General features: G+C 60.1%; 18 protein-coding genes. 5 read left to right on the top strand and 13 right to left on the bottom strand.

Annotation, left to right across the window (positions count from 1 at the left end; translation table 11 throughout):
• The 4 genes from KGA81_RS18695 to KGA81_RS18680 form a co-directional block, all read right to left on the bottom strand.
• The coding region (locus KGA81_RS18695; RefSeq protein ID WP_223547636.1) for a hypothetical protein at positions 1–677 on the bottom strand (677 nt) is incomplete at its 3' end.
• Between the two features lie 76 nt (positions 678–753).
• A complete protein-coding gene (locus KGA81_RS18690) occupies positions 754–1,491 on the bottom strand; it encodes an S-methyl-5'-thioinosine phosphorylase (RefSeq protein WP_223547635.1) in 738 nt (245 codons plus the stop codon).
• Positions 1,492–1,503: 12 nt separating this feature from the next.
• Complete coding sequence (nagZ, locus tag KGA81_RS18685) at positions 1,504–2,514, bottom strand: beta-N-acetylhexosaminidase (protein WP_223547634.1); 1,011 nt, start codon at positions 2,512–2,514, stop codon at positions 1,504–1,506.
• A gap of 158 nt (positions 2,515–2,672) precedes the next feature.
• A complete protein-coding gene (locus KGA81_RS18680; RefSeq protein ID WP_223547633.1) occupies positions 2,673–3,380 on the bottom strand; it encodes a TetR/AcrR family transcriptional regulator in 708 nt (235 codons plus the stop codon).
• 229 nt (positions 3,381–3,609) lie between these two features.
• On the opposite strand from KGA81_RS18680, the gene lexA reads away from it, so the two are divergent.
• Complete coding sequence (gene lexA / locus KGA81_RS18675; RefSeq protein WP_007974043.1) at positions 3,610–4,218, top strand: transcriptional repressor LexA; 609 nt, start codon at positions 3,610–3,612, stop codon at positions 4,216–4,218.
• Positions 4,219–4,228: 10 nt separating this feature from the next.
• Positions 4,229–4,705, top strand: coding sequence for an SOS-induced cell division inhibitor SulA (gene sulA, locus KGA81_RS18670; protein ID WP_223547632.1), 477 nt, complete (start codon positions 4,229–4,231; stop codon positions 4,703–4,705).
• A gap of 93 nt (positions 4,706–4,798) precedes the next feature.
• Here sulA and KGA81_RS18665 read toward each other — a convergent pair whose 3' ends face one another.
• The 7 genes from KGA81_RS18665 to KGA81_RS18635 all read right to left on the bottom strand — a co-directional run bounded on the left by KGA81_RS18665 (position 4,799) and on the right by KGA81_RS18635 (position 13,371).
• On the bottom strand, positions 4,799–5,032 hold the full coding sequence (locus KGA81_RS18665; protein WP_015095953.1) for a hypothetical protein: 234 nt from the start codon (positions 5,030–5,032) through the stop codon (positions 4,799–4,801).
• Positions 5,033–5,126: 94 nt separating this feature from the next.
• Entirely contained in the window at positions 5,127–5,651 is a 525-nt protein-coding gene (locus tag KGA81_RS18660) for a DUF6586 family protein (protein WP_223547631.1), read from the bottom strand.
• 243 nt (positions 5,652–5,894) lie between these two features.
• Positions 5,895–8,522 (bottom strand): type I DNA topoisomerase, encoded by a 2,628-nt coding sequence (gene topA / locus KGA81_RS18655; RefSeq protein WP_223547630.1) that lies wholly within the window; start codon positions 8,520–8,522, stop codon positions 5,895–5,897.
• Between the two features lie 114 nt (positions 8,523–8,636).
• Positions 8,637–8,873, bottom strand: a complete 237-nt coding sequence (locus tag KGA81_RS18650; RefSeq protein ID WP_007986363.1) for a DUF1653 domain-containing protein — start codon at positions 8,871–8,873, stop codon at positions 8,637–8,639.
• Between the two features lie 99 nt (positions 8,874–8,972).
• On the bottom strand, positions 8,973–10,148 hold the full coding sequence (fadA, locus tag KGA81_RS18645; protein ID WP_223547629.1) for an acetyl-CoA C-acyltransferase FadA: 1,176 nt from the start codon (positions 10,146–10,148) through the stop codon (positions 8,973–8,975).
• A 29-nt stretch (positions 10,149–10,177) separates the two neighbouring features.
• The gene (fadB, locus tag KGA81_RS18640; RefSeq protein ID WP_223547628.1) at positions 10,178–12,325 is read right to left on the bottom strand and encodes a fatty acid oxidation complex subunit alpha FadB; all 2,148 of its coding nucleotides are present in this window, start codon (positions 12,323–12,325) and stop codon (positions 10,178–10,180) included.
• Between the two features lie 608 nt (positions 12,326–12,933).
• Positions 12,934–13,371 (bottom strand): hypothetical protein, encoded by a 438-nt coding sequence (locus tag KGA81_RS18635; RefSeq protein WP_223547627.1) that lies wholly within the window; start codon positions 13,369–13,371, stop codon positions 12,934–12,936.
• A 104-nt stretch (positions 13,372–13,475) separates the two neighbouring features.
• Between KGA81_RS18635 and KGA81_RS18630 the strand changes: the two genes are divergently transcribed.
• Positions 13,476–13,916, top strand: coding sequence for a universal stress protein (locus KGA81_RS18630; RefSeq protein ID WP_223547626.1), 441 nt, complete (start codon positions 13,476–13,478; stop codon positions 13,914–13,916).
• 171 nt (positions 13,917–14,087) lie between these two features.
• Here KGA81_RS18630 and KGA81_RS18625 read toward each other — a convergent pair whose 3' ends face one another.
• The gene (locus KGA81_RS18625) at positions 14,088–16,007 is read right to left on the bottom strand and encodes an ATP-binding cassette domain-containing protein (protein ID WP_223547625.1); all 1,920 of its coding nucleotides are present in this window, start codon (positions 16,005–16,007) and stop codon (positions 14,088–14,090) included.
• A 214-nt stretch (positions 16,008–16,221) separates the two neighbouring features.
• Here KGA81_RS18625 and KGA81_RS18620 point away from each other — a divergent pair, with 214 nt between their 5' ends.
• Positions 16,222–18,150, top strand: a complete 1,929-nt coding sequence (locus tag KGA81_RS18620; RefSeq protein WP_223547624.1) for a transglycosylase SLT domain-containing protein — start codon at positions 16,222–16,224, stop codon at positions 18,148–18,150.
• Positions 18,151–18,190: 40 nt separating this feature from the next.
• On the opposite strand, the gene KGA81_RS18615 is transcribed toward KGA81_RS18620, so the two are convergent.
• Entirely contained in the window at positions 18,191–19,972 is a 1,782-nt protein-coding gene (locus tag KGA81_RS18615) for an ABC transporter transmembrane domain-containing protein (RefSeq protein WP_223547638.1), read from the bottom strand.
• A 251-nt stretch (positions 19,973–20,223) separates the two neighbouring features.
• Here KGA81_RS18615 and KGA81_RS18610 point away from each other — a divergent pair, with 251 nt between their 5' ends.
• On the top strand, positions 20,224–20,403 hold the full coding sequence (locus tag KGA81_RS18610; protein WP_223463413.1) for a PA1571 family protein: 180 nt from the start codon (positions 20,224–20,226) through the stop codon (positions 20,401–20,403).
• The last annotated feature ends 23 nt before the right edge of the window (positions 20,404–20,426 follow it).

Genomic DNA, 20,426 nt, shown 5'->3' with positions numbered 1-20,426 from the left:
GCGCACGCCACCAAACCTGTGGCGCCAAACACAATGTTAACGAACGCCACTGAACCTGTAGGAGCTGGCTTGCCAGCGAAGGACTCACGGCCGGCGTGCTGGATGGGCGCAAGGCCGGGGACTGGAAACTGCAGAGCGATGATATCGAGGCGCTGTTTGCGCCGCTGCCGGAAAACCTCGAAAAGCGCTGAGATTTTCGGCGCCTGAACCGGCCTCTTCGCTGGCAAGCCAGCGAAGGACTCACGGCCGGCGTGCTGGATGGGCGCAAGGCCGGGGACTGGAATCTGCAGAGCAATGATATCGAGGCGCTGTTTGCGCCGCTGCCGGAAAACCTCGAAAAGCGCTGAGGTTTTCGGCGCCTGAACCGGCCTCTTCGCTGGCAAGCCAGCTCCTACAGTGAGCGCGTCGGACACAACTTCTGCGCACGCCACCAAACCTGTGGCGCCAAACACAATGTTAACGAACGCCACTGAACCTGTAGGAGCTGGCTTGCCAGCGAAGGACTCACGGCCGGCGTGCTGGATGGGCGCAAGGCCGGGGACTGGAATCTGCAGAGCGATGATATCGAGGCGCTGTTTGCGCCGCTGCCGGAAAACCTCGAAAAGCGCTGAGGTTTTCGGCGCCTGAACCGGCCTCTTCGCTGGCAAGCCAGCTCCTACAGGTTCAGTGTTGATCACAAATTCTGTAATCGACTCAAGACCTGTGGGAGCGTGGCTTGCCCGCGATAGGGTCAACTCGGTGTTGCAGCCTGACTCAGCCCTCGAGCACCCGCGCCAGCGTCGATTTCACCTGGCCCATGCCGTCATGCAATGCCTGCTCGATTTCAGCCATGGTGATCACTGCCGTCGACTTGCCCGCCGCCGGGTTCACCACCAGCGCCAGGCAGGCGTAATCCAGTTCCAGTTCCCGGGCCAGGGCTGCTTCCGGCATACCGGTCATGCCGACGATGTCGCAGCCATCGCGCTCCAGCCGGGCGATTTCAGCCACTGTCTCCAGACGCGGCCCTTGAGTGCAGGCATACACGCCATGACTGCTGTAGCCCACACCTTGCGCCGCCAATGCCGCAATCAGTTGCTGGCGCAACGGCTCGCTGTAGGGGTAGCTGAAGTCGATATGGGTGACGTGCTCCAGGTCATCGGCAAAGTAGGTGTGCTCACGACCGCTGGTGTAGTCGATCAACTGATGGGGCACGCAGAAATGCCCGGTGCCCATGGCGGCATGGATGCCACCCACGGCGTTGACCGCCAGAATCGCTTCGGCGCCAGCCTGCTTCAACGCCCAGAGGTTGGCGCGGTAGTTGACCTGATGCGGCGGAAAACGATGGGGATGGCCGTGACGCGCCAGGAACAGCACTTCCTTGCCGGCATATTCGCCGATGTGAATGTCGGCCGAAGGTGCGCCATAAGGCGTGTCCACTGTCAGTGACTGGCGAATTCTCAGGCCTTCGAGTTGAGTCAGGCCAGTGCCACCGATAATCGCGTAAACCGTCATAACGAACAGTCCTTAATCAATCAATTGAGCTTCTTTGAGCGCGCCGACAGCGGCCAGCCAACGCGGGTCCTGACGGTATTCGGTGCCGGCGAACGACTGGCCGCGCATCCGCGCAATGCGCCCGGAAGGCTTGACCTTCAGACGCTGGGCAGCGCTCAGGGCCAGTTCGGCAGCCGCTCGATCGTTGCACACCAGGCCCATGTCGCAACCGGCAGTCAGCGCAGCTTCAATACGACTGGCGGCATCGCCGACCACGTGAGCGCCTGCCATCGACAAGTCGTCACTGAAGATCACGCCATCGAACTGCAACTCGCCACGCAGGATGTCCTGCAACCAGCGGCGGGAGAAACCGGCGGGCTGGGAATCGACTTGCGGATAAATAACGTGGGCCGGCATGACCGCGGCCAGTTGCTTGCTCAGTTTGGCAAACGGCACCAGGTCATTGGCGCGGATCTCGTCGAGGCTGCGTTCGTCGTTGGGAATCGCGACGTGGGAATCCGCCTCTGCCCAACCGTGGCCGGGGAAGTGCTTGCCGGTGGCCGCCATGCCTGCGCTGTTCATGCCGCGGATGAATGCACCCGCGAGCAAGGCTGCGCGCTCGGGATCACCTTCGAACGAACGGGTGCCGACAACGGCGCTGCGCTGGTAATCGAGGTCAAGCACCGGGGCGAAGCTCAGGTCCAGGCCAACGGCCAACACTTCGGTGGCCATGATCCAGCCGCACTGCTCGGCCAGGTACTCGGCGTTCGGGTTGTCGGCGATGGCACGCATGGCGGGCAAGCGCACGAAACCCTGGCGCAGGCGCTGCACACGACCGCCCTCCTGGTCCACAGCCAGCAACAAGTCGGGACGGACGGCGCGGATTGCCGCACTCAATTCGCGCACCTGGCGTGGATGCTCGATGTTGCGGGCAAAGATGATCAGGCCGCCCACTTCGGGCTGGCGCAACAATTGGCGATCTTCAGCCGTCAGCCAGGTACCGGCGACGTCCACCATCAACGAGCCTTGCAAGCCAGCAGTCATAAAAATTCCTTGATAACAGAAAACCCGGCCCGCACGAATTCGCCGCCAGGCACAGTGCGCGGCAGGTTGGCGATATCAATGGGAAGCGGGTACAGAACGAGAGTCGGCATGGGCGGCTAGCTTAGCGGATGTCAGCTGCCGCGCCCACCCGTGTGCGGTTAAACCTTGGCGGCAACCGGTGTCGATTTACTGCGTGGACGCAACTGGGCAGTGGCCATGGCCGCATCCGTCACACCGGATTCGGCACGCATGCCGGCAGCCAGGAATGGCACCATCAGGCGCATGACCTGCTCGATCGAAGTGTTCACGCCGAAGTCGGTTTCAGCAATCGCCCGCAAGGCCTTGATACCGGACATGCTGAACGCCGCCGCACCCAACATGAAGTGCACGCGCCAGAACAGTTCGATGGGCGGAATACGCGGCGCCGCTTCGTTGACCAGCATCATGTAGCGGCGAAACACCTTGCCGTACATGTCTTCCAGATAACGACGCAAGTGCCCCTGGCTCTGACTGAACGCCAGCCCCAGCAAACGCATGAAGATAGACAGGTCGTTGCCACTGCGCGGCTGCACCACCAGGGCCTGCTCGACGAGGATTTCCAGCAACTCTTCGAGTGTCGGCCTGACTTCAGGTTTGGCCTGACGCCGTTCCAGCTCTTTATCGAGACTGGCGCAGAACGGCCCGAGGAACCGCGAGAAAACCGCCTGGATCAACGCCTTCTTGGAACCGAAGTGATAGTTCACCGCCGCCAGGTTGACACCGGCCTTGCTGGTGATCAGGCGCAACGAGGTTTCGGCGAAACCTTTTTCCGCGAACAACTGCTCGGCAGCATCGAGAATGCGTTCAACGGTTTCCGACTGGGCCATGGCTACTCCGCCTGACAAACACTTGTTTGAAACATACGTTTCAGCCTGCGCCTTGTCAAGCCTGGCAGTTCATTTCGGGAATGGTCGGTCAGACATTTAAACACACAACGGCGAAGCTTCAATCCACTGCCTGAGCGACCGTCCGGCGGCGACTGAAAAATGGAGCATTGCCAAGATCGCGTCACTGTATATAATCCCAGTCACTGTATAAAAAAACAGAGCGATCAATATGCTAAAGCTGACGCCACGCCAAGCCGAGATTCTGGCCTTCATCAAACGCTGCCTGGAAGACAACGGCTACCCGCCGACCCGTGCGGAAATCGCTCAGGAACTGGGTTTCAAATCACCCAATGCGGCGGAAGAACACCTCAAGGCTCTGGCTCGCAAGGGTGCAATCGAGATGACGCCTGGCGCCTCCCGCGGCATTCGCATCCCCGGCTTCGAAGCCAAGGCCGACGACTCCACCCTGCCGATCATTGGCCGGGTCGCAGCCGGCGCCCCGATTCTTGCGCAACAGCACATCGAAGAGTCCTGCAACATCAACCCCGCCTTCTTCCATCCGCGCGCCGACTACCTGCTGCGCGTCCACGGGATGAGCATGAAGGATGTCGGCATTTTCGACGGCGACCTGCTGGCAGTCCATACCACCCGCGAAGCCCGTAACGGCCAGATCGTGGTGGCGCGAATCGGCGACGAAGTGACCGTCAAGCGCTTCAAGCGTGACGGCAGCAAAGTCTGGCTGATCGCCGAGAACCCCGAGTTCGCCCCGATTGAAGTGAACCTTCAAGACCAGGAACTGGTGATCGAAGGCTTGAGTGTCGGCGTCATTCGCCGCTAAAGGAGGCACCATGCAGTTCCCACAGCCATCACCACAGCAAACCCAACTGCCGTTGTTCGAAGCGTTCATGGCACAGCCATTGGCGCCGATCCTGAAAGACGTAGTCGAGTCCCCCTGGAGCGCCGAACCCGACGTTTTCAGCGAGCTGTCACTGCGTGGTGCAGCCGGGAACTGCCTGAGCCTGCTGGCACCGATCCTCAGGGAATTGAGCCAGGACCAGGATGCACGCTGGCTGACACTGATCGCGCCGCCCGCCAGCCTGACTCAAGCCTGGTTGCGAGATGCGGGCCTAAACCGCGAGCGCATTCTGTTGCTGCAACCGCGGGGCACCCAGAGCGCCCAGCAACTGACCTGCGAAGCGCTGCGCCTGGGTCGCAGCCACACGGTAGTCAGCTGGATCAACCCATTGAGCTCGCAATGGCGGCAACAACTGATCAGCGCCGCCCGCACCGGGGACGCTCAGAGCCTGAATATTCGACTGGGTTAACCGGCAGACAAGACGCGTGCTTCACCGCGCAAGGCTTCTCCAGGGACAGAGAAGCCGATGAGTAACAACATCAAGAAAAGCGACAGACGGGGCTCAATGAAGAACCCGCGACCCCTCGTCCTTGTCGAATTCGCCTTCAACCAGGCGACCCGCCATCTGAACACCCACGCTCAACATCGCCTTGGCGACTTCCACGTGCTGTCCTTGCAGGAACGCTTTGGCGTCCTCGGAGAAATCCAAAGTAACCAGAGAACCCTCGTCCTCGGCCCTGCGCAGCTCGATACGGCCGTCTGGCAACTCGACAATTTCTAGAAAGGACGTTGGCATAAAGGACTGTTCTCCACGAAAGGCGGGGATTATATAGGCATCGTTCGGGCTTCGCTTGGGATCTTGACCAGATGTCATGTCCCAGCTGCTTGTGTCAGCACTCGTTCAACCCTTCACGAAACCGGATCGCCAATGCTTTCAGGTTCTGACGCCAACTTTCCAGTTCCTCCCGACTCAGCTCCTCCGGTGCGTCATCTTCATCCAGATTGACCGCCTGAATCAAAGGCTGGGTCACGTCCCCTTTCGGCTTGTGCGGCGCGCGTGGCGGCTGAAACAGCGCAGCATGGGCGGCCAGGAGTTTGGCCAGCCAGGTTTCCGGGTTATTGGCCAGCTCGACCAGCTCTGCCATTTCCGGAATGGCGATGCTGTCCAGCACCTCGCGAGTCAGCAACAGCTCTGCACGGGGCGCATTGGCCTGTGGCAAGCGATAGTAACCGGCGATTTCGTGACACAGGCCCAACAGCGCGCCGTACAGGTGAAACAGCGCAGCTTCGCGTCCCGCCTGGATCAGCGCCAGCGAATTCATCGCCCGCCCCTCTTCAGTGCGGGCCAGTGCTTCCAGCGACAAGCCGGCGAAGTAGATCTTCTGATTGGTGCGGGTATAAAGTTCGTGGGCCATGACGGCAGCCTCCACAACGAAATAATTGCTTCATGCAGGTTGGACAGTGTCGTGGATCAGCCGATCCAACCGCAAGCTCAAAACAAAAAAGGCCGCATGAAAACCCGAAGGTTCTCATGCGGCCCTGCGCACTGTAGGAGCTGGCTTGTCGGATCGCCGCACCGCAGCGAAGGCGTCCGCCAGTTCGACGCATGACTCAAGGGCCCCTTCGCTGGCAAGCCAGCTCCTACAGGGGTAGCGGCTTTACGCCTTGGCTGCCGGACGCTTGTCTTCGACTGCCCACTTGCCGCCGTCGTAGAACGCTTTCCAGCCAGTCGGCTTACCGTCGACTTCGGTCTGCACGTACTGTTCCTTGGTCTTGCGACTGTAACGAATCACACTCGGGAGGCCATCCGGATCTTTCTTCGGTGCTTCGCAGAGGAAGTGATACTTCGGATCGATCTCATCCTTGTGCGGGATGATTTCCATCACCAGCGGAGCTCGAGTCTCGCGGTTTTTCGGGAACTGGCTGGCGGCCAGGAACAAGCCGGATGCACCGTCGCGCAGAATGTAGGTGTCGTTGACCTTTTCGCACTTGAGCTCAGGCATCTTCACCGGATCCATCTTCGGCGGTGCCGCATCGCCGCTCTTCAGCAGTTTGCGGGTGTTCTTGCAGGTCGCGTTGGTGCAACCGAAGAACTTGCCGAAACGGCCGGTCTTGAGCTGCATTTCGCTGCCGCACTTGTCGCATTCCAGGCTCGGGCCTTCATAGCCCTTGATGCGATAGGTGCCCTCTTCGATTTCGTAGCCATCGCAATCCGGGTTGTTACCGCAGATGTGCAGCTTGCGTTTCTCATCGAGCAGGTAGGCATCCATCGCCGTGCTGCAGATCGGGCAACGATGCTTGCCGCGCAACACCAGCGACTCCGACTCACCCTCGTCGTCCGCGGCGATTTCGTCGCCCGGCACCAGGTTGACGGTGGCCTTGCAGCGTTCTTTCGGTGGCAGGCTGTAGCCCGAGCAACCGAGGAACACGCCGGTCGACGCAGTACGAATCTGCATCGGACGACCGCAGGTGGTGCACGGGATGTCGGTCATCACCGGTTGATTGGCACGCATGCCGCTTTCCGGGCTTTCGGCCACTTCGAGCTTTTTCTTGAAGTCGCCGTAGAACTCGTCGAGCACGTTTTTCCAGTCGCGTTCGCCCTGGGCCACGTCATCGAGATGCTCTTCCATGCCGGCAGTGAAGCCGTAGTCCATCAGGTTGGAGAAGCTCTCCGCCAGACGCTCGGTAACGATGTCGCCCATCTTTTCCGAGTAGAAACGACGGTTGTGCAGCGCCACGTAACCACGGTCCTGGATGGTCGAAATGATCGCTGCGTAGGTCGAAGGACGACCGATGCCGCGTTTTTCCATTTCTTTTACCAGGCTGGCTTCCGAGTAACGCGCCGGCGGCTTGGTGAAGTGCTGGGTGGGATCAAGCTTGATCAGCTTCATCGCATCGCCCTGGGCCATGTCCGGCAATACATCGTCGTCGCCCGGCTTGGCGATTTGCGGCATGACACGGGTGTAACCGTCGAACTTGAGGATGCGGCCCTTGGCGCGCAGCTCGAAGTCGCCGGCACCCACGGTGACGGTAGTCGACAGGTATTGCGCCGGCAGCATCTGGCAAGCGAGGAACTGGCGCCAGATCAGCTCGTAGAGGCGCTCAGCGTCACGCTCCATGCCCGACAGCTTGCTTGGCTCGGTATTGGCGTCGGACGGACGAATCGCTTCGTGAGCCTCTTGTGCGCCTTCCTTGCTGCTGTAGACGTTCGGGCTTTCCGGCAGGTACTTCTTGCCGAACTCGCCTTCAATATAGGTACGCGCCATGGCCACGGCATCAACCGAGAGGTTGGTGGAGTCGGTACGCATGTAGGTGATGTAGCCGGCTTCGTACAAACGCTGGGCCATCATCATGGTTTTCTTCACACCAAAGCCCAGGCGATTGCTTGCGGCCTGTTGCAGGGTGGAAGTGATGAACGGCGCCGACGGTTTGCTGCTGGTCGGTTTGTCTTCGCGTTTGACGATGCTGTAGCTGGAAGCCTTGAGCTTCTCCAGCGCAGCCATGGCCTGGGTTTCGTTGAGCGGCTTGAAGGCTTCGCCTTTCTCGCGAGCCACGTCGAAACGCACGGTCGCGCCCTTGGCAGTACCGAGGTCGGCGTGAACTTCCCAGTATTCTTCCGGGATGAACGCGCGGATTTCACGTTCGCGCTCGACCACCAGCTTCACCGCAACCGATTGCACACGACCGGCGGACAGACCGCGAGCGATCTTGGCCCACAGCAGCGGCGAAACCATGTAGCCCACGACGCGGTCGAGGAAGCGACGCGCCTGCTGGGCGTTGACGCGGTCGATATCCAGTTCGCCCGGTTTCGAGAAGGCTTCCTGAATCGCCTTCTTGGTGATTTCGTTGAACACCACGCGCTTGTAGCGGCTGTCGTCACCACCGATGGCTTCGCGCAGGTGCCAGGCAATGGCTTCCCCCTCGCGGTCCAAGTCGGTTGCGAGATAGATGGTGTCAGCATCCTTGGCGAGCCGGCGCAGCTCTTCGATGACTTTTTCCTTGCCCGGGAGGATCTCGTACTTGGCTTTCCAGCCATGATCCGGATCGACACCCATGCGCGCGACCAGCTGCTTGCGCGCTTTTTCCTTCGGCGACAGTGCCGGCACTTCACCCGCAGCAGCCTTGCCGCGCTTGGCGGCTGGCTCTTTGCTGGCGCTAGCCGAACCGCTGGTGGGCAGGTCTCGGATATGGCCGATACTCGACTTCACCACGTATTCGTTGCCCAAATACTTGTTGATGGTCTTGGCCTTAGCCGGGGATTCCACAATGACCAGCGATTTGCCCATGGATCAGAAAATTCCTGAATTCGAGAAGTGAAAGGCGATTGGCGCCTGACGCGGCACCGCTATATATAGTGGCAACAAGGTGAGGTCAAGCGCAGGGTATTGCGCGCACTCAGCTTATGGCTTGGTAAAAAGGCTTTCTTCGGCCTGCACCAAAGCAAAGCGTGGCACCTGTTCGCCGTCAACCTCGACGGACTCCAGGAACATGCTCAAGGGACGCACCCAAAAGCCGTAATCGCCATACAGGGCTTGATAGAAGACCACTTCTTCTTCGGTTTCCGAATGCCGCGCAACACTGAATACGCGGTACTGCGGACCTTTGTAATGTTGGTAGAGCCCTGGTTGTATCGGCATGCTTTGGCCCTCGCTCAAATGTTTTCAAAATAAAAACAAAAATAAATCCGGAAAAACAAAAACCGGGGCACTTGGCCCCGGCTTCCATCAGCGAGACGCTTAAACGCGTTCGAAGACGGTGGAGATGCCTTGGCCGAGACCAATGCACATGGTGGCCACCCCGAAGGTGCCGCCATTCTGCTTCATCACGTTGAGCAAAGTGCCGGAGATACGCGCACCGGAGCAACCGAACGGGTGGCCCAGAGCGATCGCGCCACCGTGCAGGTTAACCCTCTCGTTCATCTTGTCGAGCACTTTCAGATCTTTCAGCACTGGCAGGGCCTGTGCGGCGAAAGCTTCGTTGAGCTCGAAGAAGTCGATGTCGGAGATGCCCAGACCCGCGCGCTTCAGTGCTTTTTGTGTGGCCGGTACTGGACCATAGCCCATGATTGCCGGATCCACACCTGCCACTGCCATCGAGCGAATCACCGCCAGAGGCTGGATGCCCAGGTCCTGTGCGCGCTGCGCCGACATCACGATCATGCACGAGGCACCATCGGTGATCTGCGACGAGGTACCGGCTGTCACGGTGCCGCCCTTCGGATTGAATGCCGGCTTCAGGGCCGCCAGGCTTTCCAGGGTGGTTTCCGGACGAATGGTTTCGTCGTAGTCGAAGGTTTTCAGGAAACCGTTCTCGTCGTAGCCCTGCATCGGGATGATTTCGTCTTTGAACTTGCCTTCCACGGTCGCCTTGTGGGCGAGTTGGTGGGAGCGTACGCCGAAAGCGTCCTGTTGCTCGCGGGTGATGCCGTGCATTTTGCCCAGCATTTCCGCGGTCAGGCCCATCATGCCCGAGGCTTTCGCCGCGTACAGCGACATGTGCGGGTTCGGATCGACACCGTGCATCATGCTCACATGACCCATATGCTCGACGCCGCCAACCACGAAAACGTCACCGTTGCCGGTCATGATCGCTTGCGCGGCAGTGTGCAGAGCGCTCATGGACGAGCCACACAGGCGGCTGACGGTCTGGCCGGCCGAGGTGTGCGGGATCTGGGTCATCAGCGACGCCATGCGCGCGATGTTCCAGCCCTGCTCCAGGGTCTGGTTGACGCAGCCCCAGATCACGTCTTCGACTTCGCTCGGGTCAACCTTGACGTTGCGTTCCAGCAGTTTGCTGATCAGGTGCGCCGACATGTCTTCAGCGCGGGTGTTGCGATGCATGCCGCCCTTGGAGCGGCCCATCGGAGTACGACCGAAGTCGACAATCACGACGTCTCTAGGATTCAAGCTCATAAGTTCACTCTCACTCTGGTTGGGGGCGCTTAACCGAAGAAGCTCTGGCCGTTTTTGGCCATTTCGCGCAGCTTCGCGGTCGGGTGGTACAGCGCGCCCAAATCAGCGTACTGGTCAGCCAGGGCAACGAACTCTGCCACACCGATCGAATCGATGTAACGCAACGCACCGCCACGGAATGGAGGGAAACCAATACCGTAGACCAGCCCCATGTCGGCTTCGGCAGCGGTTTCGACGATGCCGTCTTCCAGGCAACGCACGGTTTCCAGGCACAGCGGGATCATCATCCAGTTGATGATGTCTTCGTCGGTGACTTCGCGCTGCTCGTAAACGATCGGCTTGAGCACTTCCAGCACCGACGGATCGGCGACTTTCTTCTGCTTGCCCTTCTTGTCGGTCTCGTAGGCGTAGAAGCCCTTGCCGTTCTTCTGGCCCAGGCGCTTGGCTTCGTAGAGCACGTCAATGGCCGAACGACGGTCGTCTTTCATGCGGTCCGGGAAGCCTTCAGCCATCACGTCACGACCGTGGTGGCCAGTGTCGATGCCGACCACGTCCATCAGGTAGGCCGGGCCCATTGGCCAGCCGAACTTTTCCATGATCTTGTCGATACGGACGAAGTCCACACCGGCGCTGACCAGCTTGGCGAAACCGCCGAAGTACGGGAACAGGACGCGGTTGACCAGAAAGCCCGGGCAATCGTTGACGACGATCGGGTTCTTGCCCATTTTCTTGGCGTAGGCAACGGTGGTGGCAACCGCCAGCTCACTGGACTTCTCGCCACGGATCACTTCCACCAGCGGCATCATGTGCACCGGGTTGAAGAAGTGCATGCCGACGAAGTTTTCCGGGCGCTTGAGGGCCTTGGCCAACAAGGTGATGGAAATGGTCGAGGTGTTGGACGCCAGGATGGTGTCCTCTTTGACCTGGCCTTCCACTTCAGCCAGTACCGCCTGCTTGACCTTGGGGTTCTCGACGACCGCTTCGACCACCAGGTCCACGTGACCGAAATCACCGTAGGACAGGGTTGGACGAATGCCGTTGAGCACTTCAGCCATTTTCGCGGCGGTCATGCGGCCTTTATCAACGCGGCCAACCAGCAGTTTGGCGGCTTCGGCCAGACCCTGCTCGATACCGTGCTCGTTGATGTCCTTCATCAGGATCGGCGTGCCTTTGGAAGCCGACTGGTAGGCGATACCGCCACCCATGATGCCGGCGCCCAGTACGGCGGCCTGCTTCACGTCCCTGGCGATTTCGTCGTAGGCCTTGGCCTTTTTCTTCAGTTCCTGATCGTTCAGGAACAAGCCGATCAAGCTCTGCGCGGCAGAGGTCTTGGCCAGTTTGACGAAACCGGCCGCTTCGATTTCCAGCGCCTTGTCGCGACCGAAGTTCGCGGCTTTCTGGATGGTCTTGATCGCTTCAACCGGCGCCGGGTAGTTCGGGCCAGCCTGGCCGGCCACGAAACCCTTGGCGGTTTCGAAAGCCATCATTTGTTCGATGGCGTTCAGCTTGAGCTTTTCCAGCTTCGGCTGGCGCTTGGCCTTGTAGTCGAACTCGCCGGAGATGGCGCGCTTGATCAGTTCCAGCGCGGCTTCCTGCAACTGCTCGGGAGCAACCACCGCGTCGACAGCACCGACTTTCAGCGCGTCTTCAGGACGGTTTTCCTTGCCGGCGGCAATCCACTCGATGGCGTTGTCGGCACCGATCAGGCGCGGCAGGCGCACGGTACCGCCGAAGCCCGGGTAGATGCCCAGCTTGACTTCCGGCAGACCGACCTTGGCCTTGGTGGACATGACGCGGTAGTCCGCCGCCAGGCACATTTCCAGACCGCCACCCAGTGCGATGCCGTTGATCGCGGCGACGGTCGGGACGTTGAGGTCTTCGAAATCGCTGAAAATCCTGTTGGCTTCGAGGTTGCCAGCAACAAGTTCTGCATCCGGCAGCTTGAAGTTGTCGACAAATTCGGTGATGTCGGCGCCGACGATGAACACGTCCTTGCCACTGCTGACGATCACGCCCTTGATCGAAGCATCTGCCTTGATGGTGTCTACGGCCTGACGCAGTTCGTTCAGGGTTAGACGGTTGAACTTGTTGACGGACTCACCCTTGAGGTCGAACTTCAGTTCGACGATGCCACTTTCAAGAGCCTTAACCGTGATGGCTTTACCTTCGTAAATCATCAACTGATCTCCACGATATGGAAGCTGAACAGTACACGTCGGACGCAGGCAAATGGCTTGGCAGGGACGTTGATCGTCAATGCTACGCCCATTCCCCCGGCACACCCGCCAACGCGATAGTCGGGATTCTGTAGGAGCGGTCTGAAATACAAACGCTCAATTCATACGCCCGTTTGATTCGGGTACGTCACCTTCACGGAATTTCCGACAATTGTCAATCGCCTGAAAAACGGGTTGAAACGCGACTTTCCGGTCATTTCCGTACTGCGAAGACCTTAAACACGCTTGAGCATGCAGGGTCATTCATAGAATCAATTGTTAGAAAAATCGCCCTAATTCGCTGCAGCCCGCGTTTAAAAAGCTACGCTGGCGAAACCAGGGGAAAAAGTTGAACGCTTTGGCGAATGCCCAGCGTAAGATCAGCCCACACCGTTTTACCGGCCTGCCTGGCCAACCCGCCCGATGATTGATGTCGGGCTTTTTATTGCCTGCCAAATGCTTTTCGTAGGAGCTGGCTTGCCAGCGAAGACGGTAGTTCGCTCAACATTTTTGTTGAATGTGAAATGGTCTTCGCTGGCAAGCCAGCTCCTACAGGGAGGGGAGTCAGCTTAAGCGAGGGCCTTGAGGGTGACATCGATCTGTTGCAATACCTCGGCTTCGCCCTTCTCGCCCCAATACAAGGCGATTATTTGCTTGTCGGCCTCGACCTTGAAGACATTGCCTGGCAATTTTTCGAAATGATCGAGCAGCGCCCGCTCTTCACAGATTTCCTGCCACTGATTGACCCAGACACCCGGTGATTTTTGCCAGTAACTCCAGCACGCCGGCTGACTGCCACGTCGCGGACGATGGTACTGCGCACAGGGGCTCGGCGGCTCCTGGCTGAGCCAGTGCGGCCACTCCTGGGGTGCCAGTTGCATGGCCAGGCCGATGCGCCGGGCCTCCATCCGCAGGGCGATACGCCCACTCTGGGCGCGCGAGGGGCGCAACCATGCCAGCGGGCTGAGTACCACCAGCAGGATTGACACCACTATCCACACCGTCATATCTGTACTCCCGATTCTTGATGAGCCCATTGTGTCACTTTTGAACCAATGCGCTTGAAACCAGCCATACTTACCAATATTGCAACCCTCAGGAGGAGCACCTCATGCCCTACAACCATATTCTGGTCGCTGTAGACCTGACCGAAGAGTGCGACCCTGTGATCCACCGCGCTCGCGAACTGGCGGTGAGCAGCGGCGCAAAATTGTCACTGGTGCACATTGTCGAACCGATGGCGATGGCCTTCGGCGGCGACGTGCCGATGGACCTGTCACAACTGCAACAGCAGCAGTTCGATCAGGCCAAGGAGCGACTGGAGCGCCTCAAGCACAAATACGCCGAACTCGAAGGCGCCAACTGTCACCTGACCTACGGCCAGCCACGCCAGGAAATTCACCACATGGCCAAGGAGCAAAGCTGCGACCTGATCGTGGTGGGCAGCCATGGCCGGCATGGCCTGGCACTGCTGCTGGGCTCCACCGCCAATGACGTGCTGCATGGCGCGCCTTGCGATGTGCTGGCGGTGCGCCTGCAAACCAAATCCTGACGCCCCCCTGTAGGAGCTGGCTTGCCAGCGAAAGCAATTCAACATTCAGCGACGTTGTTGAATGATCCGCTGCCTTCGCTGGCAAGCCAGCTCCTACAGAGGGATTGCATTGCATATGAAAAACCCGGCGTTCACAGGTGTGAAGCCGGGCTTTTTTTATTGCCGGATCAATCAGGCATCCAGTTCGGCCCAACGCTCGACCATGATGTCGAGTTCAGCCTGCAACTGCTCCAGCTGAGCAATCACCGCAGCCGTTTCGGCAGCTGGACGCTGATAGAAGCCCGCATCCGCCATCTGTGCTTCAACGGCGGCGATCTGTTGCTCCATGGCTTCGATCTGCCCCGGCAACGCTTCCAGTTCGCGCTGCAACTTGTAGCTGAGCTTTTTCTTTGCCACTGGCGCTTCAACGGCCGCCGCAACCGGCGCAGGCTCGGCCTTCACCACCGCAGAATTCAGGTCGGCCTTGCCGGATTTGCTCTCGGTCACGCCCAGCAGGCGCGGCGAGCCGCCCTGACGCAGCCAGTCCTGATAGCCACCGACGTACTCGCGAACCTTGCCTTCACCTTCGAAAACCAGGGTGCTGGTGACCACGTTGTCGAGGAATGCCCGGTCGTGGCTGACCATCAGCACGGTGCCATTGAAGGTCAGCAAGACTTCTTCGAGCAATTCGAGGGTTTCAACGTCGAGGTCGTTGGTCGGTTCGTCGAGTACCAGCAGGTTCGCCGGCTTGCTGAACAGCTTGGCCAGCAACAGACGGGCACGCTCACCACCGGACAGCGCCTTGACCGGCGTGCGGGCACGCTGCGGGCTGAACAGGAAGTCGCCGAGGTAGCTCAGCACATGGCGGCTCTGACCATCGATATCGATGAAGTCGCGACCTTCGGCCACGTTGTCGATCACGGTTTTTTCCAGGTCCAGCTGATGACGCAACTGGTCGAAGTAGGCGACATCGATCCTGGTGCCTTCTTCCACTTTGCCGCTGGTCGGTTGCAGGCCGCTGAGCATCAGCTTGAGCAGCGTGGTCTTGCCGGTACCGTTGGCGCCGAGCAGACCGATACGGTCGCCGCGCTGCAGCACCATGGAGAAGTCCTTGATCAGGAACGGGCCGCCCGGGTGAGCGAAGCTCACGTTCTCGAGCACCATCACTTGCTTGCCGGACTTGTCGGCAGTGTCCAGCTGGATATTGGCCTTGCCGGTACGCTCACGACGCTCGCTGCGCTCGACACGCAGGGCCTTGAGGGCACGCACGCGGCCTTCGTTACGGGTGCGACGGGCCTTGATGCCCTGGCGAATCCACACTTCTTCCTGGGCCAGGCGCTTGTCGAACAACGCGTTGGCGGTGGCTTCGGCAGCGAGTTCGGCTTCCTTGTGCACGAGGAAACTGGCGTAGTCGCCGTTCCAGTCGATCAGGCCGCCGCGATCCAGTTCGAGGATGCGGGTGGCCAGGTTCTGCAGGAAAGAACGGTCGTGGGTGATGAACAGCACGGCGCCCTGGAAATCCTTCAGTGCTTCTTCAAGCCAGGCGATGGCGCCGATGTCCAGGTGGTTGGTCGGCTCGTCGAGCAGCAGCAGGTCCGGCTCGGACACCAGGGCCTGGGCCAGCAGCACGCGACGACGCCAGCCGCCGGACAACTCGGCGAGGGTCTTGTCGGCCGGCAACTGCAGGCGGCTCAAGGTGCTGTCGACCAGGGTCTGCAAGCGCCAGCCATCGCGGGCTTCGAGGTCGTGCTGGACGTGCATCAGCTTGTCCAGATCGGCGTCGGTGACGCAGTTCTGGCTCAAGTGGTGATATTCGGCGAGCAAGGCGCCAACGCCGTCCAGGCCTTCGGCCACCACGTCGAACACTGTCCGCTCGTCGGCCACCGGCAATTCTTGCGGCAATTCGCCGATCTTGAGCCCGGGTGAGCGCCAAACGGAGCCGTCATCGGGCTTCTGGTCGCCCTTGACGAGCTTCATCATGCTGGACTTGCCAGTGCCGTTGCGGCCGATGATGCACACCCGCTCACCACGGGCGATCTGCCAGGACACCTTGTCCAACAACGGCATAGCGCCGAAAGCAAGGGACACATCGCTGAATTTGAGCAGGGTCATGAGCTTCTCCAAAAACCGGGCGCGCATTCTACCTGACTTGAGGCTTCAGAAGGCCGGCAATTTCGCTGTCGTAGCACTCTGAACGACAAATGTTGCGAACTGATGCGGCAAGACCCGCAAAGCTTTCACCGGCTGCTGGCAAAAGGCTAAGCTACAGGCAATTCAGTGCGGGCCCGGCCCGCGCTTGTCATGATTTTCTCTGCCCGGACGTCTCATGCGCAGTCGCCTTTTCAATCTTTTATCTGCTTTTTTACTGTCTGCCGCTGCCGTCCAATCCGCCCAGGCGGTGGATTTGTCCACCCAACGCCAGTATTACGATGAAGCCAAGCGCGCCCTGGCCAAGGGCGACAGTGGCCCGTATTTCCGTTACAGCCAGGCCCTCGCCGATTATCCGCTGGAACCCTACCTGGCGTACGACGAACTGACCGCGCGCCTGAAAACCGCGAGCAACGCCGAAATCGAGAAATTCCTCGCCGAACACGGCGACCTGCCCCAGGCCAACTGGATGAAGCTGCGCTGGTTGCGCTGGCTGGCGGATCGGGGTGACTGGGCGACCTTCGTCAAGTATTACGACCCGAAAATGAACTTCACCGAACTGGACTGCCTGAATGCGCAGTACCAGATCAGCCACAATCTCAAGACCGAAGGTAACGCCAACGCCGAAAAACTCTGGCTGACCGGCAAATCCCAACCCGAAGCCTGTGACACGCTGTTCGGCATGTGGGCCGCTGAAGGCCAGTTGACCGAACAAAAACGCTGGGAGCGCACCAAACTCGCCGCCCAGGCGCGTAACTACCCGCTGGCCAACAGCCTGGTCAACAGCCTGACCACCCTCGCCCCTCGCGGTCGCTTGCTGGTGGACGTTGCGCAGAAACCGGAACTGCTCAACCAGTCGTCACGCTTCACCCCGGCCGACGAAGCCATGTCCGATGTGGTCAGCCTCGGCCTGCGCCGCCTGGCTCGCCAGGACCCGGACAAAGCCATGGACCTGCTCGACGGTTACGCCAGCAGCATGCACTTCTCCCGGGATGAAAAAGTGGCGATCGCCCGGGAAATCGGCCTGACCCTCGCACGACGTTTCGACAGCCGTGCACTGGATGTCATGACCAAATATGACCCCGAGCTGCGCGACAACACCGTTTCCGAATGGCGCTTGCGCCTGCTCCTGCGCCTGGCGCGCTGGGACGACGCCTATCAGTTGACCCGCCGCCTGCCCCAGGACCTGGCCACCACCAACCGCTGGCGTTACTGGCAGGCCCGCAGCCTGGAACTGGCGCAACCGCAGAATCCGCAAGCGCAGACGCTCTATAAAAGCCTGGCCCGCGAACGCGACTTCTATGGTTTCCTCGCCGCCGATCGCTCGCAGTCGCCCTACTCTTTGCTCAACAAGCCGCTGGTGCTCAGTCAGGCCACCATCAACAAGGTGCGCAACACCCCCGGCGTGCGCCGCGCCCTGGAACTGCACGCCCGCGGGCAGATCGTCGATGGCCGGCGCGAGTGGTACTACGTCAGCCGTCACTTCAGCCGCGACGAAATGGTCGCCCAGGCCAAACTGGCCTACGACCTGAAATGGTACTTCCCGGCGATCCGCACCATCAGCCAGGCGCAGTATTGGGATGACCTGGATATCCGTTTCCCGATGGCCCACCGCGAGACCCTGGTGCGTGAGGCGAAGAGCCGCGGCCTGCATCCGAGCTGGGCGTTCGCCATCACCCGCCAGGAAAGTGCGTTCATGGACGACGCCCGCTCCGGCGTCGGCGCCTCGGGCCTGATGCAGTTGATGCCGGCCACCGCCAAGGAAACCGCACGCAAGTTCAGCATTGCGTACGCCTCGCCGCAGCAATTGCTGAATCCGGACAAGAACATCCAGCTCGGTGCCGCCTACCTGAGTCAGGTGCACAGCCAGTTCAACGGCAACCGCGTCCTCGCCTCCGCCGCCTACAACGCAGGCCCCGGCCGCGTACGCCAATGGCTGCGCGGTGCGGACCACCTGAGTTTCGACGTGTGGGTGGAAAGCATTCCGTTCGACGAAACCCGCCAGTACGTGCAAAACGTGTTGTCGTACTCGGTGATCTACGGTCAGAAGCTCAACGCGCCACAGCCGATCGTGGATTGGCATGAGCGGTTTTTTGACGATCAATGACCGGTAATGCCGGTTATGTAGGAGCAGCCTGCGGCAGCTCCTACAGTTCGGCGACGACCTTGCCATCGTTGAACTGCAACGCCGCCAACCGCGCATACAGCGCATTGCTGGCAATCAGCTCCTGATGCGTGCCCACCGCCACCAGTTTCCCCTGGTCCATCACCGCGATCCGATCGGCGTTTTTCACCGTGGCCAGGCGATGGGCGATCACCAGGGTGGTACGGTTTTTCATCAGGCTCGGCAGCGCCTGCTGGATCAGGTGTTCACTCTGAGCGTCGAGGGCGCTGGTGGCTTCGTCCAGGAGCAGGATCGGGGCGTCCACCAGCAACGCGCGGGCGATGGCCAGGCGTTGGCGCTGGCCACCGGACAAACCGAGGCCACCGTCCCCCAGATGAGTCTGGTAACCGTTGGGCATGGCTTCGATAAAGTCATGGGCATAAGCGATTTTTGCCGCTTCCTGTACCTCCGCCAAAGTCGCCTTCGGATTGCCGTAGCGGATGTTTTCTTCAATGCTGCCGAAAAACAGTGCCGGGGTTTGCGACACCAGGGCGAAACAGCGACGCAGGTCCAGCGGATCGAGCTGAGTCAACGGCACGCCATCGAGCAGGATGCGCCCCTGGGCCGGGTCGTAAAAACGCAGCAGCAAGTCATACACCGTCGATTTTCCGGCCCCCGATGGCCCGACCAGCGCCAGCGTTTCACCGGCATTGACGGTCAGGTTCAACCCGTCGACGGCATAACTTTCCGGCCGCGACGGGTAGGAAAAACGCACATTGTGCAGTTGCAGTTGGCCATCGACCCGCTCCGGCAGTGTCACCGCGCCGGCCACCGGCGGCAGGATGATGTTTTGCGAACGCAGCAACTCGGCAATCCGCTCGGCCGCGCCCGCTGCCCGCTGCAATTCGCCAATCACCTCGCTCAAGGTGCCGAACGCACTGCCGACGATCAGGCTGTAGAACACGAACGCCGCCAGCTCGCCGGCGGAAATTCGCCCGGCGATGACGTCCATGCCGCCGACCCAGAGCATCACCCCGACCGCGCCCAATACCAGGACGATCACCAGGGTAATCAGCCAGGCCCGCTGGAAGATGCGCCTGCGCGCGGTGTTGAACGCCTCCTCCACGGTCACGGCAAACCGGCGCTCGTCCTCGGCCTGATGGTTGTAGGCCTGTACGGTCTTGATCTGGCCCAGGGTTTCGGACACATAGCTGCCGATGTCGGCAATCCGGTCCTGACTCAGGCGCGAGAGGTTACGCACCCGGCGGCCGAAGATCAGGATCGGTGCGATCACCAAAGGCAAGGCCACCACCACGATACTGGTGAGCTTGGGGTTGGTGATGAACAACAGGACGATCCCGCCGATCACCATCAACAGATTGCGCAGGAACAACGACAGCGAAGAACCGATGACCGATTGCAGCAGCGTGGTATCGGCGGTCAGGCGGGACTGGATTTCGGAGCTGCGGTTGTCTTCGTAAAACCCCGGGTGCAGGTAAATCAGATGGTTGAACACGTTGCGCCGGATATCGGCGACGCAGCGCTCGCCGATCCACGACACCAGGTAAAACCGTGCGAACGTACCGATTGCCAGCCCCATGACCAGCAACATGAACAGGGCAATGGACTGATTGAGCAGATGCGGTGACCGGGTCATGAACCCCTGGTCCACCAGCAGGCGAATGCCCTGCCCCATGGACAAAGTGATGCCGGCGGTAACGATCAGCGCCAGCAAGGCGCCAAAGGCCTGCCAGCGATACGGCGCGATGAAACGACGGGCCAGGCGAACGGCACGGCGGTGACGGGCAGAGAGCATCGCAATCATCCAGGACAAAACATTCATTAGGGTCAGCCTACACCGCTCAATGGGGTGGCTCGCTGCAAATCACAATGAGTCAGGTTAATTATGTCCACCAACACTAGAGGCTAGACGCTATTGGTCTAAAGTTCGGCTAGCCACGTGCCGGCATTTCTGGTGGACTGGTTCTGTCCGCCCGGAAGGATCGCAGGGAGTTGTCATAGCCCGGTCACCTGGCGGTTCTACAGTAAGCACACAACCTGATGAGGAGACAGGCCATGTCCTTGCAACACAGCAGCGATGACAAGATTCAAGTGATCCGCACGCAACCGGACCAGTCTCTGGGGTGCTCGATTATTGACGAGCAGGGTCGCGAAGTACCGATCACTGAAAAAATGATCCAGAAAGCTTGCCGCGAACTGGAAAAGCGATTGGTCAAACCTGCCGAACAAGAGTGATATAGCCACCGTCTTCTTGACCC

It is taken from the genome of Pseudomonas sp. A-B-19, assembly GCF_019947515.1.
Taxonomy (GTDB): Bacteria; Pseudomonadota; Gammaproteobacteria; order Pseudomonadales; family Pseudomonadaceae; genus Aquipseudomonas.
Note: the sequence above shows the minus strand (reverse complement) of the source record. Positions and strands in the feature narration are given on the sequence as shown.